We start from the raw sequence: 23,134 nt of genomic DNA on the forward strand, positions 1-23,134 counted from the left end.
CCCGCAGCTCGCCAACGTCCTCGACCAGCACGGGCTGACCCTCGATCCGGTGACCGGGGAAGTCGCGGAGTTGAAGAAGTTCAACGCGATGATGAGTAAGCGGGGTGAGCAGGTTGCACGCAACCTCGCCACGTTCGAGGCGGATTGGCGGGCAGGGCATCCCGGGCAGGAGCCTGGCCCGACCGTCACGTCCCGGCTTACTGCGATGGCGTGGGATCACGAGCGCCCGCAGAAGAAGCCATCGAAGCTGGGCCACGAGTCCTCCTGGCGGATCGAATTGGATGAAGCCGGCTACACCCCGGACCCAAAGCGGTTTGCGGTGACCCCGGCATCGTCGCTGGATGAGCTGAGCGTGCAACAGGTAGCGAGCCGAGCGCTCGACCGGTGCGCGGCTGGCGCATCGACGTGGACGGTGCACAACATCCAGGAACACGTCACGCAGATCGTCACCGAGGCCGGGGTGCGCGCGGAACCTGCGGCGTTGCGCGAGATCATTGCCATGGCGACCAGGCTGGCCGCAGAGGATTGCCTGTCAGTGCTCCCGCTGCACAGTGCGTGCCCCGAGCATGTGGCGCACCTGACCTCGGTGCATGTCGTTGCGGTAGAGACGCGCCTGCGCGACTTGCTGGCCACGAGCGCGAGCGCCATCCCGCGCGCCGTGCCCGGCGTGGCGAGCATGGCGCGGCGGCGCGGGCTGGACCCCGAGCAGGCGCAAGCGGCCGCCGCAGTCGCTTCCGCTGACCCGTTCGTGGTCATCGAAGCTGCCGCCGGGGCCGGCAAGACCACCATGCTCGGGGTGGCGATCGAAGCCGCCGCCGCTGCGGGGCGGTTGGTCCGCATAGTGACGCCGACAAAGAAGGCTGCCGACGTCGCCCACCAGGAACTCGATGTCGTCACCGAGAGCGTGGCGAAGCTCGTCTATGAGCACGGGTGGCGGTGGAACCGCGACGGAGTCTGGACTCGACTCTCCCCCGGAGACACCGATCCCGGCACGGGCGCGACCTACAGCGGACCCGGCGCCGGCGCGCGGCTCTTTCGCGGCGAACGAATTGTGGTGGACGAGGCCGGCATGCTCGACCAAGACACCGCCGTCGCGCTCCTTACTGTCGCGGGCGAGGCCGGCGCCACGGTGGCTCTGGTCGGGGACCGGGCGCAACTGGCCGCCGTCGGCCGCGGCGGAGTGCTCGAGATTGCGGCGCAACTCTCACCCAGGGTGTTCGACATGACGACCGTGCATCGCTTCACCGATCCTGGGTACGCGGAACTCACCGTGCGGATGCGCGCCGGCGAGCACCCGGCGCTGCTCTTCGACCGGCTGCACGCGCTCGGCCTGGTGATTCTGCACGAGAGCATGGAGGTTGCGCAGGAGAGCATCGCTCATGCCGCCCGGGATGGGGACGCAATCGCGGTGGCAACGAACGACGAGGCGCGGGAGCTGAACGAGCGAATCCGCGATGAGCGGGTTCAGAAGGGCGCGGCCGACGATACACGCACCACCACTGGCAGCGACGGGCTCGCCATCGGCGCGGGAGATCTGATCCAGACCCGGAAGAACGACAGCACGGTGCAGGTGGCAAACCGGCAGACCTGGACTGTGCAGGCCGTCGAGACCGACGGGTCAGTATGGGCGAAGGAGAACGCCACCGGCCGGAAGCGGCAGCGCACTGTCCGACTCCCCGGCGAGTACGTCACGGACTACGCGCATCTGGCTTACGCCTCCACCGCCAACGGGGTGCAGGGCGTGACCGTGGACGAATCGCATACCGTCCTCTCTGACGCACTCGATGCTTCCGGCGTCTATGTCGGTATGACCCGTGGCCGCGACGCCAACCGCCTCCACATCGTCGCCCGCGACGTGGACGACGCTCGAGATCAATTCGTCGCCGCGTTTGAGCGCGACCGCGCCGACCGGGGTCTTGACTCTGCGACCTCAGCCGCACGCGAGGCCGTGACCGGGCTCGCGGCGGATGGACCCGTGCGGCTCGTCAATGCCACGAAGGCGAGACTTCGGCAGCAGATCCAGGCCGCCGAGCACCTCGCCCGGGCCAGCACCGGTGCGCAGACCACGCTGTACGGAATGAAGGCAGCGGCCGCCCGCCGATCCCTCGCTGCGATCGAGCGTCTGCCAATCGACCAGGCCGCCCGACTCATCAAGGTCGCCACCGAGCGACGACGCCAGCGTGTCCTGCGCCGGCCCGATGTGACCAGCTTCGGGCGCGACGCAAGCGGTCGGAGTGGGCCGGATCACGAATTGAGTCTGTGATGATGGTGGGCGTCCCGATCGGATGACGGCATGGACCGTACACAGGCCCACTCGGACTCTTGGCGCATCTTCATCTTGGTTAGTATCGTCCTGAGTGATACAATTCAAGCATGAAAGCCCGGGACGCACTCCGCGAACTGGCCGAAGTGTCCGCCTCGCAATGGGGCATGTTCACTTCGGCCCAGGCCGCCACGCGCGGAGTGAGCCGACTCGACCTCTCGCGCCTCACCGAGTGTGGCGATCTTGTCCGGCTGGCGCACGGCGTCTACAAGGATGCTGGTGCACCTAGTGGCGCCTACCTCGACGTGCGCGCGGCGTGGCTCAGTAGCGATCCCGCGCGCCTGGCAAGCGAGCGCCTCGACGATGGGCATCGCGGTGTCGTGATCTCCGGGCAGACCGCCGCGTGGCTGCACGATATTGGCGACCTTCGTTCGAACCGCACCGAGCTGACCACCCCGGTCCGTCGTCAAACTCAGCGTGCCGATCTCCACTACCGTCGACGCGACCTGCCCGAGGAGGACGTCACGATCCGCGACGGACTGCCCGTGACGACGGCGGAACGCACGATCGCCGACCTCGTCGAGGACCGAACGGACCTGTCGATCGTCGCCGATGCACTGCGTGACGCTAGCCGGAAGTCCGAGCTCGATCTCGAACTGCTTGGCCGTCGCCTGGCCCCGCTGGCGGAACGCAACGGCCACCGTAAGGGTGATGGCGTAGCCCTACTCGATCAGCTGCTTGTGATTGCCGGAATCGACCGCGAGGCGATCGCCAAGCAGATCGCGTCGCTGGACGGCATGGGCGCGCTCGTCGCACGGAACTATCTGAAGCAAATGCCAACGGAAGAGCTCGCTGCTCTGATCGGCGCGACCGCGCTTCAAGATGTGAAAGCGACTCTCTCTGCACAGACGAAGGCGATCGACTGGACGCAGCTCGCCCGGTCTGCCGCAGCACTGGAGCGCACAAGGACCGCGACGGGGGAGGCTGAGACATGACCGAGCCGTATAGGAGTGCGGCCGCGGTCGAGGCCGCCATCCGCGATGCTGCCCGAAACGCCTTCGCCGCCGACAGGACCATGTCTACCCAGGACCGGATTCGCCAGGAGTACTTCCGGCGCTTCCTCAGCCGCATCTTCTCCGAGCGCGACGACTCGGAATGGCTCCTCAAGGGCGGCACCGGAGTCCTCGCCCGAGTCCCATCCGGCCGACGCACCACCGACGTCGACCTCTTCCGCGCCAACAACACGCTGGACGGTGCCCTCGACGAGCTGATCCGCCTCGCACGCATCGACCTCGGCGACTTCTTCCGATTCGTCTATACGAAGCACCAGTCCGCCGTCGGCGGCGACCAGCAGACCTACACCGAGGGTTACGGCGTCGACTTCGACGTCTACATCGGCGCCGACAAGAAGGAGCCACTGCATGTCGACCTCGTGGTCGGAGCGATCATCACGGACGAAGTCACCGTGACTCCGCCAGCCAACCGTCTCGATCTGCCTCGGCTCCCGAGCAACGATTACCGCCTCTATCCGATCGTCAACCAGATCGCCGACAAGGTCTGCGCGACGATGGCCGACTACAGCGGGCGGCCGTCGAGCCGCGAGAAGGATCTTGTCGATCTCGTCGTCATCGCCACGACGCAGGGCGTGAGCGCCGACTCGCTGGGGCACGCCATCGACGCGGAGGCACGCGTGCGATCGCTCATCCCGTTCACCGAGCTGACGATCCCGCCGACCTGGGGTCGTCTGTACGCCAAGGAGGCGAAGGACGTGCCCTACTGTGCCGAGCACCGGTCGGTCGACCTCGCGAGTGACCTCATGAGGGCCTTCATCGACCCGGTCCTGCGCGGCGAGGTCCCTCGCAAGATCTGGTCCCCGGATTCGCTGGCCTGGAGCTGAGCACCGGTGCCGCTGCCAAGCCCCACACTCGTGCTTGTCGACTTCGAGAATGGTGCCGAGGGTCCCGTGGGGGTCCCAGCGCCTGCTGGCAGCCCCGAATCCAGGGTGTTTCGGCCGCACGTGACCACGTTTTCTGCACCCACAGCACACGTCGCCGACGCTGCTAAGGTGGAGTACCCGTAAGGGTACCGTGGGTTCAAATCCCACCGGCTCCGCACCTCTAAATAGCCCCGAAATCCTCGTGATTTCGGGGCTATTTTGCGCACTGGTCGACCGACGAGCCGCGACGGATGCTGGGCGCTCTCGCGGTGCCTCTAGGGGTGCATCAAGAATCCGTGCGACTCCGAGAGCTCCTTAAGCTCAGTCAGGGCGTCGACGAGCCGGTTCTCGGGCACGAGGATGTGGTCATGGTGGTATCCGGCGATCATGTTGCAGCTGATCCCGGCCTTGGTCAGCGTGGCGGCGACCGCGCCGGTGAGACCGACAGTCTCGAGCGCCGAATAGGCGTGCAGTGTGATCCAGGCCGCCACGAAGCTGTAGTGCAGCCCGAGTCGGTCGGCATCCTCACGGCGCAGAACGACGGAAAGCCCCTCGGACTCGACCACGCTCGCGAGCGGCTCGATGCCTTGGAGAGACTCGCTGAAGCCCACCGACGCGAAGACGAATGACCCCGGCACGCGCTCGGGGCTGAGCTTGGCCAGCAGGTTGGAAAGGTCCGATTCGACAGTCACCGGTCCATTCTGCCCCCATTTGAAGCGCTTGCGGAGCATCCCTCGGGATTGGGAACGTACCCGGACGTTTTGGGGGTGGGGACCTTGGGCACTTACCGTCGAGCGTGATCCGACATTGGATTGGCTCATGCCGGCATTGGACTTGTTCGAAGCCCTCTTCGTGATGACCGCCTTCCTCTTCGAGGGTGCGCTGGTGGTGCACTTCGCGGTTCGGCGATGGCGATTCGATACGGCGGTGCGCCAGGGTTGGGTCATCTATGTGATGAGTGTCCCGGCCGTGCTGGTGAGCAGCATTCTTTTGCTGGAGGGCAAGGAGTGGTGGCTCTGGCTCGGTGGTGTGTTCTTCTTCTTTTGGGCGGTCTTCGGCTTCACCGTGGAATACCTGGCAGAGGTGCAGTGGCGCGACCCGATCCGCTGGTCGATCTTCGTGCCGTACATGCTGCTCTATCTCGGGATCTCGATGTCCTACTGGTGGCCCCTCGCACGGATCTGGCCACCGCTCTGGTACGCGATCGGCGTGCTTTTTGTGGTCGCCACGGTGCTGAACGTCGCATCCCACCGGGCGCCCAGTGATCGCCGCCGCACCTCCTGACGCCGCCGCGCCGCCGGCCCGCTCCGCCTCGGATTCGCGCCGGTCCTGATCGCTGGTATAGTCGACAGGCCGGGTTAAGCCCGGCAATGCGCCCGTAGCTCAGCGGATAGAGCAATTGACTACGGATCAATAGGTCGGGGGTTCAAATCCCTCCGGGCGCACATAAAAAGTTGTGGTCAAAACCGCGTTGTGACCCGAGCAGTTGCACCTCGGCCCCGCGGCGCCCCACGCGCTGAGCTGGTGTCGGCCGCCCTGGAGGCACTCTGGCCGGTCAGCCTTTGCGGTGGGTGGGAAGGCGGCGACGCTGCCAGGCGACACTGATGTGCTCGCGCATCGCGTTCTCGGCCGCGACGATGTCACCGCGTTCGATCGCGCGCAGCACGCGGGCGTGCTCGTCGAGTGTCAATTGGATCGCCTCATCGCTCGTCGCCCCGACGAAGCGCGCACTCTCCCTCGCTCGCGTGTAGAGAATCTTGGTGATGTTCTGCGCGAGGAGGTTCTTCGACATCGCCATCACCGTGAGGTGGAAGTCGACATCGGCCTGGTCGAATCCCCGGCCGTTCTTCGTCTCGTTCATGTGCTCGAGACGCTCTCGCAGCGTCGCGAGTTCTTCATCGGTGTGTTCCGCGGCCGCGGCAGCCGCCATCGACCCTTCGAGAGCGCCGCGCACGACCGCGAGCTCATCGAGCACCCCGATGGTGTCGTCGTTGTCGACGAGGGCGGAGAGCACCACCGGATCCAGCAGATTCCAACTGTAGGAGGGGAGGACTTCGGTGCCCCGGCCCTGGGCGATGGTGACGAGGCCCTTCTCCTCGACGCGCTTGACCGATTCGCGGATGACGGTGCGGCTCACGCCGAAATGCTGGGCGAGCACTCCCTCGGGCGGGAGCGACTGGCCGGGCTGGACTTCCCCGGTGACGATGGCGTTCACGAGGTCGTGCACGACGGCGACACCGAGCCGAGCGGCCGGTGCGCGCTGCGGCGAGGATCCGAAAATGGTGGGTTCCGCCGGGCCCGCCGGGGCGGAGAGCTCACTCATTTCAACAGTGTAGCGAGCCGCAGAACACCGTCGACCCGCCTCGGTATGCCGGTGAAGTCGTCTCGAAGCTCCTCGGGAAGGCGGGTTTCGGGAGCACCCTGCCAGGCGAGCGGACGGAGGAAACGGCGGATCGCCGTGACGCCGACCGAGGTGTGCAGGGTGTTCGTCGCCGGCCACGGACCGCCGTGGTGCTGGCCCCAGGAGACCCGGACACCGGTCGGGTAGCCGTTGAACACCAGCCGACCCACCATGTCCTCGAGCTCCGAGAGAACCGGGCCGAGGGCCTCCCACTCGTGTTCTTCGGCGTGGATCGTCGCGGTCAGCGAGTGAGGGATGGCCTTCAGCGCCGCCTTCACTTCGTCGAGGTCGTCATAGCGGGCTATCACGAGGAGCGGTCCGAATGCCTCTTCGGTCACCGCTTCGGTCAGGTCAGCCGCGTCGACGGCGAGCACCGCGGGGCTCATGGAGAACCCGTCGTCGCCGGAGTGGGGCGCGACCAGGGACTCGGCCCTGCCCTCCTCGATCAGTCGCTCGCGGATCTCGCCGAACGCCTGGTGAATCCGCTCGTTGAGCAGCGGCTGCGGGGCGGCAGCGCTCGCCCGGGTCACCATGGCGTCCAGGATCTCCGTGGCCGCGCGGGGCAGGAACGCGATGCCCGGCTTGGTGCAGAGTTGCCCGGCCGAGCCGGTGAACGACGCGAAGAGACCGTCGGCGATGGCTGCTCCCCGCGCCGCGAGGGCGGCGGATGTCACGATCAACGGGTTGAGGCTGCTGAGCTCGCCGTAGAAGGGGATGGGCCGCTCGCGTTCGCCGATGATGTCGAGAAGGATCCTGCCCGTCCCCAGTGAACCGGTGAAGCCGACCGCCGCGATGAGGGGATCCGCGACCACCCGCGCTCCCGCGCGCTGCCCGTAGACGATCCCGATCGTTCCGGCCGGAGCGCCGTACGCTGCCCCCGCCCCGTTCAGCGAGTCGAAGGACGCCTTCGACGTCAGCGGGTGGGACGAGTGTGCCTTGGCGACGACGGGATTGCCGGCGGCGAGTGCCGACGCGGTGTCCCCGCCGGCCACAGAGAACGCGAAGGGAAAGTTGCTCGCACCGAAGACCGCGACGGGCCCGATCGGAACGAGCATCCGACGGATGTCCGGCCCTGGTCCCATCGGGGTGTCGCCGGCATGGTCGATCACGGCCTCGAGGTACCCGCCCTCTTCGATCGCCTCGGCGAAGAGGCGCAGCTGGAACGCGGATCGCGTCAGCTCGCCATCCAATCGCGGAGTCGCGGCGAGTCCGGTCTCGGCGGCTGCCGTCGCCACGAGCGAGGTACGGTCGGCTTCGAGCCCGTCGGCGAGGGCACGCAGTAGTCCGGCCCGCCAGACGCGGCTGGTGCCGCGAAGGTGTTCGAAGGCTGCGGCGGCGGCCGCGGTGATGCGGGCGACCTGGTCGTCTGTCGTCTCCTCGATCCCGGTGTCCGTGGTGATCCCCGATGCCGGGTCCGTCGTCGTTATCGTCATGCGAGCTCCTTCGTTGTCAGCAAGCCGCGCTCGGCGAGGCTGGTCATCAGCGCGTGCACACCGTAGCTCCACGGCTCGAGTGTCTCGGTGCGCTTCACCCGGTTGACCAGCATTCCGAGGGCCGGGGAGGAGATCCGCACGACGTCATCCACGTGATGGGTGAATCCCTGCCCGGCGAGGCCGCGGTCGTCTGTCGGCGCGAACATCGTGCCGAGGTAGAGCACGAGGCCGTCCGGGTACTGGTGCCGCTCGTTGAGCGCCTGCGCGGCGAGGTCGGCGGGATCCCGCGAGATCTGGGCCATGTGGGACTGTGCCTCCATCCTGAACCCGTCGGCTCCGTCGACCCGGAGGGTGACCGTCTCGCGACGGAGCCGGTCGAGGTCGAAACCGCGATCGAAGAGGCGGATGAACGGACCGACCGCGGCGGATCCGTTGTTGTCCTTGGCCTGCCCGAGCAGCAGGGCGGAGCGGCCCTCGATGTCGCGCAGGTTGACGTCGTTGCCGAGGGTCGCCCCGACGATGCGACCGGTCGAGTCGATGACGAGCACGACCTCGGGTTCGGGGTTGTTCCACTCCGAATCGGAGCGGATGCCCACGTCGATCCCCGTTCCGACGGTGGCGAGCACGGGCGCCTTCGTGAAGATCTCGGCGTCCGGTCCGATCCCCACCTCGAGGTACTGGCTCCAGAGCCCCTCGGCGACGAGCACCTCCTTGAGCCGTGTCGCCTCCGGCGAACCCGGAACGAGATCCTTCAGTTCGCCTCCGAGCGCGGCGAGCACGGTCGCCCGGATGTCCTCGGCCGCGTCGGCCCGCCCGCGGGCCTTCTCCTCAATGATGCGCTCGAGCATGGAAGCCGGGAACGTGACACCGGCCGCCTTGACCACCTGGAGGTCGATGGGCGAGAGCAGCCACGACGCGCCGGGGTCGCGAGCGTCGGCGGCGGTATTGGCGAGGAGCTCGTCGATGCTCGCGACGCGGGGTCCGGCGGCGTCGGCGACGGCGGATGCCGGGTGCTCGCTCTCCGCCACGTCGCGCATGGTGGCGAAGGTCGCGCTGAGGTCGAAGGCGTCGTCGCCGCGAACGGCCACGACGATCGGGCCGCGCGCCGCGGCATCCCACACCCGTCCGACCAGCGTCGCGGATTCGGCGTCCTGCGGGAGGGCTGCTCGAGCCCCTCCGGTCCATTCGGTCATAGTGCTCCTTGTAGCGGCGAGTGGCATCAGCGGCGAGTGAAGATGCCCGGTCGTTTTTCGGCGAAGGCGGCCCGACCCTCGTCGGCATCGGCGGTGGCGAAGGTGATCCCCTGCAGTTCGCGTTCATACGCGACGGCCTGCGCGAGGGGAAGGTTGAAGGCCGCGGCGAGGTTTGCCTTCGCGGTCTCGGCGGCGATGGGCGGTCGGCTCGCAATGGTCGCGGCAAGTTCGAACGCCCGGGGGAGGAGGGCTTCGGGAGCGACTACCTCACTCACCAGGCCCCAGGACAGGGCCCGAGCGGAGTCGATCGGTTCGCCGGTCATCGTCATGAGCGCGGTGTTGCTCGCCCCGATCGAATTGGCCAGAAGCGCGGTCATCCCGCCACCGCCGATCCAGCCGAGCTTGATCTCCGGGGCCGCGAAGGACGCGTTTGTCGATGCGATTCGGATGTCGCAGGTGAGGGCGGTTTCGAGCCCGCCACCGAGCGCGTATCCGTTGATCGCCGCGATGACCGGTTTGCGCAGCTCACGCAGCGCGTCGCAGTAATCGCGGCGATTGCGAAAGTCCCAGGGCGTCGCGTACGAGTCGAGGGTGCGGATGTCGCTGCCGGTGCAGAACGCGCGCTCGCCCGCGCCCGTGAGCACGATCGCCCGCACTTCGTCGGCCTCGTTCGCCCAGGCCGCGAAGGCCTCCAGAGCGGCGGACATCGCGGGAGTGACGGAGTTGAGCTTCTCGGGGCGGTTGATCGTGACCAGGGCGACCGCGCCGTCGACTTGGACGGTGATCTGGTCTGTCCCCGGGGCGAAGGTGTTCATTGGGCGGCGACCGCGCCCGACTCCACGAGGGAGTCGATCTCGTCGGTGCCGAGTCCGAGCTCGGCGAGCACCTCGCGGCTGTGTTGTCCGACCAGGGGAGCGCCCCGGTCGATTCGCGGCGGCGTCACCGAGAACTTGTACGGGAAGCCCGGCGTCTTGATGAGACCCTCGGTCGGATGGTCGTATTCGACGAAGGTCCCGTTGTGGGCGATCTGGGGATCGTCGACGAGATCCTGGTAGCTGTACACCGGGCCGACCCAGATGCCGACGGCGAGCAGCTTCTCGAGCCAGTTCGCCGTGGTGTCTGTTCGCAGTCGTGCTTCCGTCTTCTCGTACAGTTCGTCGCGACGCGTCCAGCCGTCGACCTCCGGCACCATGCCGGCGAAGCTGGGCTCCCCGATGACGGTGCCGAGAGTTTCGAGGTCGGCGAAGCCGAGGGCGAGGTAGCCGTCGCTGGTCGCGAAGATGCCATACGGAGCCCGGATGTAGACGTGGGCGTTGGGCTGTTCGCCGCGCTCCTGCGGAATGCCGCCGACCGTGAACACCGAGAGCTCCTGCATCTGCAGGGTGGTCAGGGCATCCAGCATGTTGACCGTCACCAGTTGGCCCTCCCCGGTGCGCTCGCGATGCAGCAGAGCGGCGAGCACCCCCTCGAACGCGGTCGACGCGGTGACGGCGTCGGCGAGGTACTGGCCGGCGGGGCTCGGCGGTTCGCCCTTGCGACCGGCCGAGAGCATTGCGCCCGACATGGCCTGCACGAGGAGGTCCTGGCCGGGACGGTCGATGTAGGGACCGTCCTCGCCGTAGCCGGAGATCGAGACATAGATGATCGCCGGGTTGATCGCCTTCAGTGATTCGTAGTCGAGCCCGAGGCGCGCCGCGACGCCCGGTCGGTAATTCTGCAGGAAGACGTCGGATGTCGCGACCAGCGAACAGAGCACCCTCTTGCCGCCCTCGGACTTCAGGTCGACCGCGAGTGAGCGCTTGTTGCGGTTGAGGGACAGGAACGACACGTTGATCCGGTTTCCGTTCGCGCCCCCCGCTGAGGCGAAGCGCTGCCATTCCCCGGCGGTCGGCTCGACCTTGATGACGTCGGCCCCGAGGTCGCCGAGCCGTTGCGCAGCGAACGGACCGGCCATCGCGATGGTGCAGTCGATGACGCGGTAGCCCGTGAGCACGCCCCGTGGTTGGTTCATCCGTGACTCCTCATCGATGGTGGTTCGTTCATCGGTCGCGTGTCGCCCATCAGTCATGAACGCGCACCTCCGTGCCGTCGGCAGCAGACGAGCGGAGGAGCCCCTCGATAAGTTCGACCGAGCGAGCCGCGATCTCAGCGGTGCTGTTGTTCTGGGTGCTCGCGCCGGTGATGAGTTCGATGAACCGCACCGGGGGCACGAGGCATTCGTAGTCGCCCTCGCCGGGAGCGATCGCGACGTCGACGCGCTGCCCGTCGTACCGGCTCAACGAGACCCGCTCACGCTCGGTGTCGATCATCAGCACCCCCTCGCTGCCGAAGATGCGGATGTCGATCTGGTATTTGTCACCGTCCGCCAGGGTTGCAGCGCCGGAGAGGGCACCGAGCGCTCCGCCGTCGAAGCGCACGACCGCCGCGTCGAACAGATCGACGGCCGAACCGGCGTTGACGACCCGGCCGGCGACGGTCGCCGCTCGAAGTCCGGTGAGCCAGAAGAAGAGGGCGGACGAGTGGGTCACCTGGCCGTGCGCGTAGCCTCCGCCGTGACGCGGATCGGCCCAGGTGCTGAGCTCCGGCTTCGTCTCGGAACTCCAGCGCTCGAGCATGTGGGTCGGGTCCCCGCCGAACAGCCCGCGCGTCGGCGAGGCCATGGTGCAGACGGCGAACTGGATGTCCCCCACGAGGCCTTCGTCGAGCATCCGCTTGGCTTCGATCGTGAACGGCTTGTAGTTCCAGCCGTAGGGGACGAGAAGGTGGGTGCCGGCGCGCTTGGTCGCTTCGACGAGGCTCCAGGCCTGGTCGGCACGCAGGGTCATCGGCTTCTCGCACAGCACGTGCAGACCACGTTCGAGCGCCCGAGTCGCGACATCGAAGTGCAGGTCGTGGGGCGTGGTGACGAGCACCGCATCGAGGCCGGAATCGAGCAGCTCGTCGATGCTCTCAGTGGCGAGCCCGAAGCCGAATCTGTCACGCACGTCGCCGAGCTGCGGACCGAGTCCGCAGACGCCGACGAGCTCGACGTCGTCGCGATCGGCAAGAAGGGGAAAGTGGTTGCTCGTCGCCCACCAGCCGGCGCCGATGGCCCCGACTCGCACGCGACTCATGCGCGGGCCCACGTTCGGATGCCGCCGGCGTCGGTGCCCACGGTGACGCTGCCGCGTTCGACCATGCGCTCGAGATTGCCGGTGACGGGAAAGATGAGGTACTCGCTGGCTCCGGCACTCCACTGGCCGACTCGCGGGGCGATCCGGTGGATGAGGTCGAGACTCGTCAACGGCACGGCCGCGAGGTCGAGCTCGGCATTCAGCGCGGCATCCAGCGTCTCGGTGTAGGCCTCGGTCTCCTCGAGGAATCGAGACACGGCCGCTCCCTCGTAGACGGGGTAGTGCGCGGTCAGCAGCAGGCCGGGGGCGAGCCCCCTGAACTGCCGCACGGTGTCGAGATACGGATCGGTGTCGCGATAGGTCGGCGGAAACGCCGGGTGGCCGTCCGCCGTCAGCACGCTGGCGCCGAGCGCGGCATCGGCGATGATGAGCGCGGAATTGGTCTCGTCCCACAGGGAGAGGTGGCCGTCGCTGTGACCGGGAGTGTGGAGCACCCGGATGATGCGGTCCCCGAGGTCGAACGTCTCGCCCCCGGCGAGTGACCCGGCCACCGGGGCGACCGACGCGACCTGGCGGATGTAGGCGGTGGTCTCCGGCGGATCGTCGAAGCCGTCGCTTGTGCGGAACTCCCCGTATCGCTCGTCGATGAGCACCTGGAGGTCTTCGGCGAGGGGGACGTCCAGCGCACCGGCGAGCAGTTGGACGTGCGGGGCCGCCCCAAGCAGGGCCGCGTTGCCGCCGACGTGGTCGAAATCGCAGTGCGAACTGATCACCCAGGTGAGGCGGTCTAGTCCGAACCCGATCCGTTCGAGGTAGGGCAGGAGGGTCTCTTCGACGCTCGCGGTGATTCCGGTGTCGAACAGCAGCGCACGCTGGGAACCCGCGAGCAGGTACATGGCGATGAATCGATCACCGAGGGGCGCCTCGATGCGCCAGAGACCGGGTCGAAGTTGCATCAGCGCGGCGCCATGGTCGGCTCATCGGCGAGCAGGCGCAGCCCGGCGCGCGGTGATCGCACGTGCGGTCCGTCGGCGGTGATCCACGGCGCGAGGCGCTGGTCAGCCAGGATGGCCGGCTCGTCGATCGTGAGCCCGGCACCGGGCTCGTCCCCGAGCACGATGCCGCCGTCCGCGTAGTGCTCGTCGACGGAGATCCCGAAAGGCGTTCCGAGATCCTGCACTTCGGCCGAGAGGTGGTTGGGCACGGATGCCGCGGCATGGGCGACCGAAGGATTCGCCGTCAGCCCGACGGGACTGACCGGGAGGTTGCGCGAATGTGCCGCGTACGCGACCCGCAGGAAGTGGGTGACCCCCCAGACCGCACCCGCCTGCACGACGTCGACGGCTCCCTGGTCGAACAGAGCGGAGTACTGCTCGAGCCCGGTGAGGTTCTCGCCGGTGGCCACTGCGGCTTTGATGCTCGACGAGAGCCGGGCATGGCCCGCGGCATCCCACCGGCGCAGCGGCTCCTCGATCCAGGTGAGGTCGAGCGTCTCCTCGATCCTCGAGACGTAACGAACGGCCTGCTTGAGGTTCCAGGATTCGTTGGCGTCGAGCATGAGCGCGGGCCGGGCGCTGTTGGGACCGAGTTCGGCGGCGATGATTCCGAGGCGGCGGATGTCGGCGTCGATGTCGCGGCCGCCCTTCAGCTTGCCGGCGGTGAATCCGCGTTCGGCCATCGAGCGGTAGAAGGAGGCGAGTGTCTCGTCGTCCAGCGCGATGTCGAGCCCCGACGCGTACCCGGGAACGAATCGGTCCCGCGCTCCGAGCAGGCGCCAGAGAGGTTCGCCGGCCGCCTTCGCCTTCAGGTCCCAGAGAGCGGCGTCGAGTGTGCCGATGCCGCCGAAGGTCGCACCACCGTGGCCCGCCTTGAACACGTGCGCGAGCATCCGGTCGTAGAGAGCGGACACGCCGCGCGGGTCCTCACCCTCGAGGGCGGGGAAGAGGTCGTCGATGCCGTGATCGGAGCCGATGCCGACACCACTGATGCCCTCATCGGTTTCGAGGATGACCATCGGCACCTCCGTCACCCCGGAGTCGATGGTTCCGTTGACGTCGCCGACCGGGCGCCCCCAGTCACGGTAGGTACGCAGACGGTGGTAGCCCGTGATCTTCATATCGTCCTTGATGGGTCGCGGTGGAGCGGCGCCTGGACGCCATAAACAGCATACATCACATGTTCTCCAGCGGATAGGCTGACCGAAACACAGTCGACAACCCAGGAGATCTCGATGCAGAGACGAAGGCTCTGTCGCGCACCGGCATTGACCGAACTCGGCTCGGCGCAGCCCAGTTCGGCAATCTGTTCCAGGAGACCACCGATCAAGAGTCTGATCTCGCGGTGGATGCGGCGTGGGGCTGCGCTCGCCGGGACCGGAGCGAGTTCGTCGTGTCAACGAAGGTGGGCGGCGATGACTGAACTGACGCAAGACCTCCCTGCCGCGGCGAGGTACGCGTTGGAGAGCGTGCCCACATCGCACCAGACGTGGAGAACATCGTCGTCAGCTCGCGGCATCGCAGTCGCGCGCAGTCCCGGTGTTTTGCGGGGATTCTGGCGACTTCCGCATAGTTCCGGGGAGACGACCTTCGACCACGGATCAACAGGTCGGTGGTTCAAATCCCTCCGGGCGCATCGTGAGCCCAGGCAGAAGGGCCGTGGCGGCGACGCCCGTTCACGGGGACTCCGGGTTTGACAACACACTTCCCGACTCATAGGTTGGATACCCCATAGGGGTATCGATGAAAGGGGCCGTCATGGTCGGGTACGCACACGACAAGGAGGACCTGTTGAAGCGGCTCCGCCGCGCCGAAGGCCAGGTCCGCGGCATCCACCGCATGGTCGAGGAGGACACCTACTGCATCGACATTCTCACCCAGGTGTCCGCAGCGACGAAGGCACTGGAGAATGTGGCGTTGGCGCTGCTGGGCGATCACCTTGCCCACTGTGTGGCCGAGGCCGCTCGCGAAGGCGGCGCCGTGGCCGACGACAAGATCCGCGAAGCATCCGCCGCGATAGCCCGCCTCGTGCGGTCCTGAGGGCACACATCAACCACCCATCGACCAGGTTCAGGAGCAACCACTATGTGTAACACCAGCCCAATGGACAATGATCTCGGCCTGACCGACAAGAACCATGCGTGTGCGTGCGCAACGGACTCACATGCGGCTTCACAGCATGCCATCCACGTGGAGCGCGGCGCCCAGATGATCCGGGAGCACTACCTCGTCGAGGGGATGACCTGTAGCCACTGTGTCGCCAGCGTGACCGAAGAGGTTTCCGCCCTGACGGGAGTCGACAGCGTCAGCGTAGAGCTGCACGCGGGCGGGGCATCCCGCATCATGGTCGTCAGCAGTCACCCGGTGCCGGTCGATCAGGTTCGCGACGCCGTGGCCGAGGCCGGCTACGTCTTGGTCGCCGTCTAGCCATGAGCATGACCGAGGTGGATCTCGACATCAGGGGGATGACGTGCGCCTCCTGCGCGACACGGATCGAGCGCAAGCTCAACCGCATCGACGGAGTCACCGCGACGGTCAACTACGCCACCGAGAAGGCCCGCGTCACAGCTGACGGCGTGGGTGTTTCAACACTCATCGCCGCCGTCGAGGCCGCCGGCTACACGGCGGCCGAACCGGCACCGCTGGTGGAGAAAGCGGATGGCGGTGCGCCGCCGATCGATCGGGAAACCGCCGAACTCCGCCGCCGCCTGATCGTCTCCGCATCGCTCGCAACGCCGGTCGTGCTGCTGTCGATGGTCCCGGCGTTGCAGTTCACGAACTGGCAATGGTTGGCGCTCACGCTGGCCGCCCCCGTGGTCGTGTGGGGGGCCTGGCCGTTCCACCGAGCGGCAGCCGTGAACCTGCGCCATGGAGCGACGACCATGGACACTCTCATCAGCGTCGGGGTTGTGGCCGCGTTCGGGTGGTCGCTCTACGCGCTCTTCTTCGGCACGGCGGGCATGCCCGGCATGCACATGACCTTCATGCTGCTGTCGTCGGCGAGCTCGGGTGCGAGTGAGATCTACCTCGAGGTCGCCTCCGCTGTCACCGTCTTCATCCTGGGCGGGCGGTACATCGAGGCCCGCGCCAAGAAGCAGTCGGGAGCTGCCCTTCGGGCCCTGCTCGAACTCGGAGCCAAAGACACCACGATCATCCGCGACGGCATCGAGTCACGAGTGGCCGCGGCATCCCTCGTCGTCGGCGACACGTTCGTCGTTCGCCCCGGCGAGAAGATCGCCACCGATGGTCTCGTGACCGACGGGATGTCCGCGGTCGACCTCAGCATGCTGACGGGCGAATCCATGCCGGCGGAGGTCGGCCCGGGAGATCGCGTTGTGGGGGCCACGGTCAACGTCGGTGGGCGACTGGTCGTCGAAGTCACGCGCATCGGCGCAGACACTGAGTTGGCGCGAATAGCGCGGATGGTCGAGGACGCGCAGACGGGCAAGGCCGAAGCCCAGCGACTGGCCGATCGCGTATCGGCCGTGTTCGTGCCGGTTGTCATCGGCCTGTCCGGTCTCGCGTTCGTCGGATGGCTGGTTGTCGGCGGCACGATCGAGCAGGCGTTCACGGCAGCGGTCGCGACCCTGATCATCGCGTGCCCGTGCGCACTCGGCCTGGCGACACCGACCGCCCTGCTTGTGGGTACGGGCCGCGGGTCACAGTTGGGCATCATCATCCGCGGCCCCCAGGTGCTCGAACAAACCCGCGTGGTCGACACGATCGTGCTCGACAAGACGGGCACCGTCACCTCCGGGACGATGACGGTCGCCTCGACGCGGACCGTGGGCGATACCGACCCCGGGACTCTTCTCGCGATGTCCGCGGCGGTCGAACATCCATCGGAACATCCCGTCGGCCGCGCAATCGTTGAGCACGCTCACGCCGCTGGGGTCGAATTCGCGGAGGTCGAGTCGTTCGCCTCCCACCCCGGTCACGGGGTGCAGGCGATCGTCCACGGGCATCTGGTGCTGGCGGGCACGGCGAGCTGGCTCTCCGAATCCTGGTCCATCCCACTCAGTACGGACGACGTCTCGCTGGTCGAGGATGACGAGGCGAACGGCTCGACCGTCGTTGCCGTCGCCTGGGACGGCGCCCTTCGCGGCATGATCACCGTGCGCGACAGCGTCAAGCCATCAAGTTCGTTGGCCATCAGCCGCCTTCGAGCTCTGGGCCTCCGCCCGGTGCTGCTGACCGGTGATAACAGCGGCGCGGCGCAAGCGGTCGCCCGCGAGGTCGGCATTGACGACGTGCACGCTGCCGTGACACCGCGGGGGAAGCTGGATGTCATCCGCGCCCTGCAGGCGCAGGGGCACGTTGTGGCCATGGTCGGCGACGGCGTCAACGATTCGGCAGCTCTCGCCGCCGCCGATCTCGGCATCGCCATGGGCACCGGCACCGACGCGGCGATCGCGGCAAGCGACATCACCGTCGTCAGCGGCGACTTGCTCGTGGTCGCCGATGCGGTGCGGCTGTCCCGCCGCACCCTTTCCGTCATCAAGGGAAACCTGTTCTGGGCGTTCGCCTACAACGTGGCGGCGCTCCCGATCGCGATGCTCGGCCTGCTCAATCCGCTGCTCGCCGGCGCGGCGATGGCGTTCTCCTCGGTGTTCGTCGTCACGAACAGCCTGCGGCTGCGCAGGTTCGCACCCGCGGCCTCCCCCCGGTTGGCGCGCCCATGACCCTGTCGGGTCTTCGAAGGCTGGCGGTGCAGCGGGGCGCACTCGGCCGCACCATCCTGCTCCTGGCTCTGGTCGGCGGGGTGCTCGTTGGATTACTGGCGATGCACACCATCTCGTCTGCCTTCGACGGGCACAGCAAATCGGGTTCGGCGATGTCCTCGGACATGACCATCCACAGTGATCACGGCACGATGTCCCCCACCCAGCGTGAGGTGTCCGGCGAATGCACCGGAATGTGCGACCCGGGTCACAGCATGGCGAGCATGGCCTGCGTGCTCGCATTGCTCTTCTCGGCCCTCGTGCTTGCGATCTCGGCCTCCCGTCAGTGGTCGATGTTCCATACCGCGTTGCGGGCCCGGTGGCGTGCACTCGTCGCGGTCGCCGTCGCCGCGATTCCACCCCCACCCGATTTGAACGCACTCTCCATCAGCAGAACGTGATTCAGCGCGCCGAACTTCCGGGCACTTCCGCGCGCCGAACGCACCCACAACTGATTGGAAGAAACCTATGTCACCCCTACGCCCCACCCTGGCCGTCATCGGTGTGCTTGCCACCGCCATCGCCCTGTCCGCATGCTCCGCGACGACGACGATGGGCGGGATGAACCACAGCACATCCTCCTCACCGTCACCCGTCGAAAACAGGGGAGCCTTCAACGACTCGGATGTCGAATTGGCGATGGATATGATTCCGCATCACGAGCAAGCAATCGAAATGTCCGACATGATCCTCGGCAAAGCCGGAATCGACCAGAAGGTCGTCGACCTCGCTACGCGGATCAAGGCGGCCCAAGCTCCGGAGATCACCGAGATGACCGCATGGTTGAAGGCCTGGGGCCGTCCGATGGGTTCGATGTCCGGCATGTCCGGCATGGACTCCGGGATGATGTCCGACGACGACATGGCCGCCCTCGCGGCGGCAGGCGGCACCGATGCTTCGAAGCTGTTCCTCACGCAGATGATGACGCACCATCAGGGTGCGATCACGATGGCCAAGACCGAGATAAGCGAGGGCGAGAACGCCGACGCCATCGGGCTGGCCAGAGCGATCATCACGGGCCAGTCGGCCGAGATCGTCGAAATGGCAGACATGCTCAGCGCTCTCCGGTAGGACCGGTCGGGGTGGGCGCGAGGATCGGTCTCGCGTTCGCCCCGCCATGGCCGCTGCCGGTGTCAGCGGTGTCGCAATCATCCGCACCATCATGAAGCCGTTCTTCGCCCAGTCAATTCGCACAGCGGCGGCTGTCGGCACGCAACTCGCTGACATCTTCGCGGACCCCGCCCTTCGAGCCGGCGGCACCTACTTCCAAAACCGCACCGGATCGTTCCCCATCGCCGGTTGCATCGCCGACCCTGCCCGCCAACACCAACTCCTCGCGGCAAGTCTGGCGCTCAGCGCGAAAGCGCTGGATGAGCACTGAGCCCCCTGACGAGAGCGCCCGGCAGGGCGGCGCTCAGATCCGGCAAATCAGCCTTCGTCACGATGACCTTCGACGCTGAAACGCTGCCGCGCGTGTCGATCGAGCTGGTGGCGCCGGCAGGTTCACCGCCCGCGGGTCACCGCGTCGCCGCGCTCGGCACCCGCAGTACCTTCTCCATCGTCTTGCCGTGGGCGAGCTCGTCCACGAGTTTGTCGAGGTACCGGATCTTCTGCAGAAGCGGGTCCTCGATCAGCTCTACCCGCACACCGCAGATCACTCCGGTGATAAGCGCGACGTTCGGGTTGAGGTGGGCCCGGGCGAAGAACTGATCGAATGTCGTGCCGTCGGCAACGAGCCGCTGCACCGTGGGCTCGTCGAAGCCGGTGAGCCACTCGATCACCTCGTCGAGCTCGGCCCGAGTGCGGCCCTTGCGCTCCAGCCTCGCCACGTAGAGCGGATACACCTTGGCGACGGGCATGTCGAAGAACTTGCTCATAGCGTCCAGAGTAGGCGGGAGGGATGCCGCCGGCAACGAGGCCCAGAACAGTCCACGGGCCATTGCCACCAGGAGCTCGCAACCCTACGTCGATCCGCCCGAACGGAGCACATCGATGGTCACGGATGCGGCGTCGACGACGACATCGCTCGGTACGCCCGCCTCCACGAGGGCTTCGATTCCGCGGAGGGTCACGAGAATGTGACGACCCAGGCGAGTGCTGTCCGCGGTGGGATCGATGTCGCCGGTGCGCTGGGCCTGTTCGACGCAAGCGATGATGCTCTGGCCTATCGTGTCGAAGGCCTGCCGGGACCGCGCCGCCACCTCCGCATCGGTCTGCGCGAGTTCGGCCGTCGTTTTCGCGAGAAAGCAGGCCAACAGCGGCTCGTCGCCTCCCGCGCGAGAGGCGGCGCGAAGGAGCATGTCGACCAGGCGCTGGAGAGCCGACTCGTCCGGTCCGGCGAGGGCGGTGGCCGTCGAGAGTTCCACCGTCTCGCAATAGCGATCGAACACCCGTCGGAAGATTCCGTACTTGTCACCGAAGGCCGAGTAGATGCTGCCCTTGCCCAGACCGGTCGCGACCATGATGTCGCCGAGGCTGGTGGAGGCGTAGCCCTTGCTCCAGAAAGACTTCTCCACGGCGGTCAAGACATCGATCTCGCTGAAAGTTCGTTGGCGTCCCATGTGCTCAATCTAACTTAACTTGACCGATCGGTCCAGTTAAGCAAGGGTGGGGCGCGGGACGTGAACTGCCACGCTCCACGAAGTCAGGAGAACCATGGGCCAGCTCGACGGCAAGACGGCGGTAGTGACCGGGGGGAGCAGCGGAATCGGTCTGGCGACGGCGAAGCGATTCATCGAGGAGGGAGCTCGCGTCTTCATCGTCGGGCGTCGCCAGGCGCAACTGGATGCCGCGGTGACGTCCCTGGGCGATCGCGCCGCCGGCATCCAGGCGGACGTCTCGAACCTCGACGACCTCGACCGCGTATTCGAGACGGTACGGAATGAAGCGGGACGCGTTGACACCCTGTTCGCCAATGCGGGCGGAGGTTCGGGGGTTGTGGCCATCGACGACATCACCGTCGGGATGTACGAAAAGGTCTTCGGGGCGAACGTGCGGGGCACGCTGTTCACGGTGCAAAAGGCCCTTCCCCTGATGTCCGACGGAGGCTCGATCGTCATCACCGGGTCGACCTCGGCGAGTCGCGGCCACATCGGATTCGGGGTCTACTCCGCCTCGAAGGCCGCCGTGAGGCAGCTCACCAGAGTGTGGGCGGCAGAACTGGCGCCGCGAGGGATCCGGGTCAACACGATCACGCCCGGGCCCACGGACACGCCCGGCATCCGTGGGATCGCCGGCGGCGACCCGGTACGCGAACAGGCGCTTCTGGCCGGGATGGCGGCGAAGATACCTCTCGGCCGCATGGGGACACCGGCCGAAGTGGCGAACGCCGTGCTCTTTCTCGCCTCAGACCAGGCCAGCTTCATGACCGGGGCGGAGGTCTTCGTCGACGGAGGGGACGCGCAGGTCCTGAAGTGACGTCGGGTGTGCCGCGTCATGCGCCACCACCGGCCGGGGCCATCGTCTTCCGCATCACGGTCTTGCTCTTGCCGATGTGACGCTCGAATGTGAAGCCGGCCTGCTCGAACATCGCACGGGTTCCGTTGTGGAGGAACGAGGATGAGGTCCTCTTGCCGGGCTCGAGCTCGTTGGGGAACGACACCACCTCGCCGCCGCCTGCCGACGAGATCAGCTGCAGCGCACCCTCGAGAGCCTCGTAGGCCACGCCGGAACGCCGGTGGTCGCGGTCGACGAAGAAGCAGGTGATGCGCCACGGTGCGGGATGTTCCTCGCCGGCGTCGTACTGCTTGCGGTGGTAGATGCGAGGGAGTTCCTGCGGGCTGCCGTATTCACACCAGGCGATGGCGGCGTCGCCCTCGAACACGAGCGCCGCGTGGGCGACTCCCTCCTGCACGAGCCGCCGTTTGAACGTCGGCCCGTCGTAGTCGCTCTTGACCGTCTCGGCGGTGTCGCCGTGGAAGTACGAGCAGTAGCAGCCGCCCCACACCCCGTTGTGCTTCTCCGCCAGGGCGAGCCACGCCGAAAAGGTCTCCGGGGTCAGCGGCTTGATCACATGGGCGTCGGCCATGGCTTTATTCTGCTAGGTCCCACCGACCTGAACAAGGGCTCGCCCGCTGGAGAACCGCCGATCAGGCCCGGTCGTGCAGGGTGATCTGATATCCGTCCGGGTCGGCAAAGGTGAAGGTGCGCCCGAACGGCCCATCCATCGGGGCGAGCACGATCGGCATGCCGGCCTCGGCGAGGGCGTCGTGGATGGCCTGAACCTCGGTGGCGTGCATCCACAGCGCCATTCCCTGGCCGGGCTGCGGGATGGAGTCCAGGTCGACGCCCGCGACCACGTCGCGAACCGCGAACGCGACCGGTTTGGTGTCGAAGACCACCGCGTGCGGAGGTCCCGGTCGCCGGGTGAGCCCGAGGAACCGCTCGTAAAAGGCGGCGGATCGCGCCAGGTCGCGCACTTGCAGGGAAATGAAATCGGGTCCGGTGACGGGCATGGGGAGGCTCTCCTTGGGTTGTGTCAGATATCTGACATGAAAAGACTATGTCAGACTACTGACATGAGTCAAGACGACACAGTCCGACGCGATTCCCCGCCGACCGACACCGGCCGTGATCACGCGAACCGCTCGGGCGACGGCCTCGACCTCGACAGCTCGCTGGGCTATCTGCTCAAGCAGGCCGCCAGCGTTCTGCACGTCGCGATGGACGCCGTCTTGCGACCGCTGGGCATGACGATCACCCAGTACGCGTGCCTGGAACTGCTGGCCCAACGACCGGGGCTGTCAAACTCCGAACTGGCCCGCGGCACCTTCGTCACCCGGCAATCCATGAACACCCTCCTGCACGCCATGGAACGCGACGGACTCGTCACCCGCCCCGACCGCCCGCCAGTGGGGCGCATCCTCCCCACCGAGCTGACCGCGCCCGGTCGCCAACAACTCGCGATCGCGAGCGCCGCAGTGAAGGCCGTCGAACACCGAATGCGGAGCGGTCTCGACGCCAATCAGCAGGTTCAGCTCGAACAGCTCCTGACGAATTGCATGGAGTCGCTCGGGAGCGCCACCAGCGATCTGCAGTAACCGGTGAAGCCCACCGCACCGCGTTCGATCTGCCGGTCGG

Annotated in this window: 25 protein-coding genes and 2 tRNA genes; 14 read left to right on the forward strand and 13 right to left on the reverse strand. The window is 67.1% G+C overall.

Annotated elements, in window-relative coordinates:
• The 4 genes from ACHZD8_RS15630 to ACHZD8_RS15645 all read left to right on the forward strand — a co-directional run.
• Positions 1-2,263 (forward strand): ATP-dependent RecD-like DNA helicase (locus ACHZD8_RS15630; RefSeq protein WP_394771352.1); only part of this gene is annotated, 2,263 nt, incomplete at its 5' end.
• 110 nt (positions 2,264-2,373) lie between these two features.
• Positions 2,374-3,258 (forward strand): type IV toxin-antitoxin system AbiEi family antitoxin domain-containing protein, encoded by an 885-nt coding sequence (locus tag ACHZD8_RS15635; RefSeq protein WP_394771353.1) that lies wholly within the window; start codon positions 2,374-2,376, stop codon positions 3,256-3,258.
• Complete coding sequence (locus ACHZD8_RS15640; RefSeq protein WP_394771354.1) at positions 3,255-4,160, forward strand: nucleotidyl transferase AbiEii/AbiGii toxin family protein; 906 nt, start codon at positions 3,255-3,257, stop codon at positions 4,158-4,160. Before ACHZD8_RS15635 ends, ACHZD8_RS15640 begins: the two co-directional genes overlap by 4 nt.
• Before the next feature lie 103 nt (positions 4,161-4,263).
• Positions 4,264-4,375, forward strand: a tRNA-OTHER gene (locus ACHZD8_RS15645).
• 99 nt (positions 4,376-4,474) lie between these two features.
• Here the strand turns inward: ACHZD8_RS15645 and ACHZD8_RS15650 are convergent.
• Entirely contained in the window at positions 4,475-4,891 is a 417-nt protein-coding gene (locus ACHZD8_RS15650; RefSeq protein ID WP_394771355.1) for an ACT domain-containing protein, read from the reverse strand.
• Positions 4,892-5,018: 127 nt separating this feature from the next.
• Here ACHZD8_RS15650 and ACHZD8_RS15655 point away from each other — a divergent pair, with 127 nt between their 5' ends.
• Together ACHZD8_RS15655 and ACHZD8_RS15660 are read left to right on the forward strand one after the other, a co-directional pair.
• Positions 5,019-5,483, forward strand: a complete 465-nt coding sequence (locus ACHZD8_RS15655) for a hypothetical protein (RefSeq protein WP_394771356.1) — start codon at positions 5,019-5,021, stop codon at positions 5,481-5,483.
• A gap of 88 nt (positions 5,484-5,571) precedes the next feature.
• Positions 5,572-5,644, forward strand: a tRNA-Arg gene (locus tag ACHZD8_RS15660).
• A 110-nt stretch (positions 5,645-5,754) separates the two neighbouring features.
• On the opposite strand, the gene ACHZD8_RS15665 is transcribed toward ACHZD8_RS15660, so the two are convergent.
• Genes ACHZD8_RS15665 through ACHZD8_RS15700 form a run of 8 tightly spaced genes read right to left on the reverse strand, consistent with a single transcriptional unit; the run spans position 5,755 to position 14,455 of the window.
• Positions 5,755-6,522, reverse strand: a complete 768-nt coding sequence (locus ACHZD8_RS15665; protein ID WP_394771357.1) for a FadR/GntR family transcriptional regulator — start codon at positions 6,520-6,522, stop codon at positions 5,755-5,757.
• Positions 6,519-8,033, reverse strand: coding sequence for an aldehyde dehydrogenase family protein (locus ACHZD8_RS15670; RefSeq protein WP_394771358.1), 1,515 nt, complete (start codon positions 8,031-8,033; stop codon positions 6,519-6,521). The genes ACHZD8_RS15665 and ACHZD8_RS15670 overlap by 4 nt, the downstream gene beginning before the upstream one ends.
• Entirely contained in the window at positions 8,030-9,226 is a 1,197-nt protein-coding gene (locus ACHZD8_RS15675) for a fumarylacetoacetate hydrolase family protein (RefSeq protein WP_394771359.1), read from the reverse strand. Before ACHZD8_RS15675 ends, ACHZD8_RS15670 begins: the two co-directional genes overlap by 4 nt.
• Before the next feature lie 26 nt (positions 9,227-9,252).
• Positions 9,253-10,041: an enoyl-CoA hydratase/isomerase family protein gene (locus ACHZD8_RS15680; RefSeq protein WP_394771360.1), complete on the reverse strand. Its 789-nt coding sequence runs from the start codon at positions 10,039-10,041 to the stop codon at positions 9,253-9,255.
• A complete protein-coding gene (locus tag ACHZD8_RS15685) occupies positions 10,038-11,237 on the reverse strand; it encodes a CaiB/BaiF CoA transferase family protein (protein WP_394771361.1) in 1,200 nt (399 codons plus the stop codon). The genes ACHZD8_RS15680 and ACHZD8_RS15685 overlap by 4 nt, the downstream gene beginning before the upstream one ends.
• A 49-nt stretch (positions 11,238-11,286) precedes the next feature.
• Positions 11,287-12,339, reverse strand: a complete 1,053-nt coding sequence (locus ACHZD8_RS15690; protein ID WP_394771362.1) for a Gfo/Idh/MocA family protein — start codon at positions 12,337-12,339, stop codon at positions 11,287-11,289.
• Positions 12,336-13,295, reverse strand: coding sequence for an MBL fold metallo-hydrolase (locus ACHZD8_RS15695; RefSeq protein WP_394771363.1), 960 nt, complete (start codon positions 13,293-13,295; stop codon positions 12,336-12,338). The genes ACHZD8_RS15690 and ACHZD8_RS15695 overlap by 4 nt, the downstream gene beginning before the upstream one ends.
• The gene (locus tag ACHZD8_RS15700; RefSeq protein ID WP_394771364.1) at positions 13,295-14,455 is read right to left on the reverse strand and encodes a mandelate racemase/muconate lactonizing enzyme family protein; all 1,161 of its coding nucleotides are present in this window, start codon (positions 14,453-14,455) and stop codon (positions 13,295-13,297) included. The genes ACHZD8_RS15695 and ACHZD8_RS15700 overlap by 1 nt, the downstream gene beginning before the upstream one ends.
• A 637-nt stretch (positions 14,456-15,092) precedes the next feature.
• Between ACHZD8_RS15700 and ACHZD8_RS15705 the strand changes: the two genes are divergently transcribed.
• The 6 genes from ACHZD8_RS15705 (at position 15,093) to ACHZD8_RS15730 (ending at position 19,436) form a co-directional block, all read left to right on the forward strand.
• Positions 15,093-15,374: a metal-sensitive transcriptional regulator gene (locus tag ACHZD8_RS15705; RefSeq protein ID WP_394771365.1), complete on the forward strand. Its 282-nt coding sequence runs from the start codon at positions 15,093-15,095 to the stop codon at positions 15,372-15,374.
• 63 nt (positions 15,375-15,437) lie between these two features.
• Positions 15,438-15,761 (forward strand): heavy-metal-associated domain-containing protein, encoded by a 324-nt coding sequence (locus ACHZD8_RS15710; protein ID WP_394771366.1) that lies wholly within the window; start codon positions 15,438-15,440, stop codon positions 15,759-15,761.
• Positions 15,762-15,763: 2 nt separating this feature from the next.
• Positions 15,764-18,016, forward strand: coding sequence for a heavy metal translocating P-type ATPase (locus ACHZD8_RS15715; RefSeq protein ID WP_394771367.1), 2,253 nt, complete (start codon positions 15,764-15,766; stop codon positions 18,014-18,016).
• Entirely contained in the window at positions 18,013-18,456 is a 444-nt protein-coding gene (locus tag ACHZD8_RS15720) for a DUF6153 family protein (RefSeq protein ID WP_394771368.1), read from the forward strand. Before ACHZD8_RS15715 ends, ACHZD8_RS15720 begins: the two co-directional genes overlap by 4 nt.
• Positions 18,457-18,523: 67 nt before the next feature.
• Entirely contained in the window at positions 18,524-19,126 is a 603-nt protein-coding gene (locus ACHZD8_RS15725) for a DUF305 domain-containing protein (protein ID WP_394771369.1), read from the forward strand.
• Between the two features lie 46 nt (positions 19,127-19,172).
• Entirely contained in the window at positions 19,173-19,436 is a 264-nt protein-coding gene (locus ACHZD8_RS15730; RefSeq protein ID WP_394771370.1) for a hypothetical protein, read from the forward strand.
• A 136-nt stretch (positions 19,437-19,572) separates the two neighbouring features.
• On the opposite strand, the gene ACHZD8_RS15735 is transcribed toward ACHZD8_RS15730, so the two are convergent.
• Entirely contained in the window at positions 19,573-19,932 is a 360-nt protein-coding gene (locus ACHZD8_RS15735; protein WP_394771371.1) for a DUF2200 domain-containing protein, read from the reverse strand.
• A gap of 84 nt (positions 19,933-20,016) precedes the next feature.
• On the reverse strand, positions 20,017-20,616 hold the full coding sequence (locus tag ACHZD8_RS15740) for a TetR/AcrR family transcriptional regulator (protein WP_394771372.1): 600 nt from the start codon (positions 20,614-20,616) through the stop codon (positions 20,017-20,019).
• Between the two features lie 94 nt (positions 20,617-20,710).
• Between ACHZD8_RS15740 and ACHZD8_RS15745 the strand changes: the two genes are divergently transcribed.
• Positions 20,711-21,472 carry an SDR family NAD(P)-dependent oxidoreductase gene (locus tag ACHZD8_RS15745; protein ID WP_394771373.1) on the forward strand — a complete coding sequence of 254 codons (762 nt, stop codon included), beginning with the start codon at positions 20,711-20,713 and terminating at the stop codon, positions 21,470-21,472.
• 16 nt (positions 21,473-21,488) lie between these two features.
• On the opposite strand, the gene ACHZD8_RS15750 is transcribed toward ACHZD8_RS15745, so the two are convergent.
• Together ACHZD8_RS15750 and ACHZD8_RS15755 are read right to left on the reverse strand one after the other, a co-directional pair.
• The gene (locus tag ACHZD8_RS15750) at positions 21,489-22,082 is read right to left on the reverse strand and encodes a GNAT family N-acetyltransferase (RefSeq protein ID WP_394771374.1); all 594 of its coding nucleotides are present in this window, start codon (positions 22,080-22,082) and stop codon (positions 21,489-21,491) included.
• A gap of 61 nt (positions 22,083-22,143) precedes the next feature.
• The gene (locus ACHZD8_RS15755) at positions 22,144-22,509 is read right to left on the reverse strand and encodes a VOC family protein (RefSeq protein WP_394771375.1); all 366 of its coding nucleotides are present in this window, start codon (positions 22,507-22,509) and stop codon (positions 22,144-22,146) included.
• 63 nt (positions 22,510-22,572) lie between these two features.
• On the opposite strand from ACHZD8_RS15755, the gene ACHZD8_RS15760 reads away from it, so the two are divergent.
• A complete protein-coding gene (locus ACHZD8_RS15760) occupies positions 22,573-23,094 on the forward strand; it encodes a MarR family winged helix-turn-helix transcriptional regulator (protein WP_394771376.1) in 522 nt (173 codons plus the stop codon).
• Positions 23,095-23,134: the final 40 nt, after the last annotated feature.

This window comes from Lacisediminihabitans sp., from assembly GCF_043726815.1.
Classification (GTDB): Bacteria; Actinomycetota; Actinomycetes; order Actinomycetales; family Microbacteriaceae; genus Lacisediminihabitans.

What these genes read in the sequence shown, in the direction of transcription:
- ACHZD8_RS15635 (WP_394771353.1), top strand. Translation starts at nt 2,374, where the DNA reads ATGAAAGCCCGGGACGCACTCCGCGAACTGGCCGAAGTGTCCGCCTCG.
- ACHZD8_RS15640 (WP_394771354.1), top strand. Translation starts at nt 3,255, where the DNA reads ATGACCGAGCCGTATAGGAGTGCGGCCGCGGTCGAGGCCGCCATCCGC.
- ACHZD8_RS15655 (WP_394771356.1), top strand. Translation starts at nt 5,019, where the DNA reads ATGCCGGCATTGGACTTGTTCGAAGCCCTCTTCGTGATGACCGCCTTC.
- ACHZD8_RS15665 (WP_394771357.1), bottom strand. Translation starts at nt 6,522, where the DNA reads ATGAGTGAGCTCTCCGCCCCGGCGGGCCCGGCGGAACCCACCATTTTC.
- ACHZD8_RS15670 (WP_394771358.1), bottom strand. Translation starts at nt 8,033, where the DNA reads ATGACGATAACGACGACGGACCCGGCATCGGGGATCACCACGGACACC.
- ACHZD8_RS15675 (WP_394771359.1), bottom strand. Translation starts at nt 9,226, where the DNA reads ATGACCGAATGGACCGGAGGGGCTCGAGCAGCCCTCCCGCAGGACGCC.
- ACHZD8_RS15680 (WP_394771360.1), bottom strand. Translation starts at nt 10,041, where the DNA reads ATGAACACCTTCGCCCCGGGGACAGACCAGATCACCGTCCAAGTCGAC.
- ACHZD8_RS15685 (WP_394771361.1), bottom strand. Translation starts at nt 11,237, where the DNA reads ATGAACCAACCACGGGGCGTGCTCACGGGCTACCGCGTCATCGACTGC.
- ACHZD8_RS15690 (WP_394771362.1), bottom strand. Translation starts at nt 12,339, where the DNA reads ATGAGTCGCGTGCGAGTCGGGGCCATCGGCGCCGGCTGGTGGGCGACG.
- ACHZD8_RS15695 (WP_394771363.1), bottom strand. Translation starts at nt 13,295, where the DNA reads ATGCAACTTCGACCCGGTCTCTGGCGCATCGAGGCGCCCCTCGGTGAT.
- ACHZD8_RS15700 (WP_394771364.1), bottom strand. Translation starts at nt 14,455, where the DNA reads ATGAAGATCACGGGCTACCACCGTCTGCGTACCTACCGTGACTGGGGG.
- ACHZD8_RS15705 (WP_394771365.1), top strand. Translation starts at nt 15,093, where the DNA reads ATGGTCGGGTACGCACACGACAAGGAGGACCTGTTGAAGCGGCTCCGC.
- ACHZD8_RS15710 (WP_394771366.1), top strand. Translation starts at nt 15,438, where the DNA reads ATGGACAATGATCTCGGCCTGACCGACAAGAACCATGCGTGTGCGTGC.
- ACHZD8_RS15715 (WP_394771367.1), top strand. Translation starts at nt 15,764, where the DNA reads ATGAGCATGACCGAGGTGGATCTCGACATCAGGGGGATGACGTGCGCC.
- ACHZD8_RS15720 (WP_394771368.1), top strand. Translation starts at nt 18,013, where the DNA reads ATGACCCTGTCGGGTCTTCGAAGGCTGGCGGTGCAGCGGGGCGCACTC.
- ACHZD8_RS15725 (WP_394771369.1), top strand. Translation starts at nt 18,524, where the DNA reads ATGTCACCCCTACGCCCCACCCTGGCCGTCATCGGTGTGCTTGCCACC.
- ACHZD8_RS15730 (WP_394771370.1), top strand. Translation starts at nt 19,173, where the DNA reads ATGGCCGCTGCCGGTGTCAGCGGTGTCGCAATCATCCGCACCATCATG.
- ACHZD8_RS15735 (WP_394771371.1), bottom strand. Translation starts at nt 19,932, where the DNA reads ATGAGCAAGTTCTTCGACATGCCCGTCGCCAAGGTGTATCCGCTCTAC.
- ACHZD8_RS15740 (WP_394771372.1), bottom strand. Translation starts at nt 20,616, where the DNA reads ATGGGACGCCAACGAACTTTCAGCGAGATCGATGTCTTGACCGCCGTG.
- ACHZD8_RS15745 (WP_394771373.1), top strand. Translation starts at nt 20,711, where the DNA reads ATGGGCCAGCTCGACGGCAAGACGGCGGTAGTGACCGGGGGGAGCAGC.
- ACHZD8_RS15750 (WP_394771374.1), bottom strand. Translation starts at nt 22,082, where the DNA reads ATGGCCGACGCCCATGTGATCAAGCCGCTGACCCCGGAGACCTTTTCG.
- ACHZD8_RS15755 (WP_394771375.1), bottom strand. Translation starts at nt 22,509, where the DNA reads ATGCCCGTCACCGGACCCGATTTCATTTCCCTGCAAGTGCGCGACCTG.
- ACHZD8_RS15760 (WP_394771376.1), top strand. Translation starts at nt 22,573, where the DNA reads ATGAGTCAAGACGACACAGTCCGACGCGATTCCCCGCCGACCGACACC.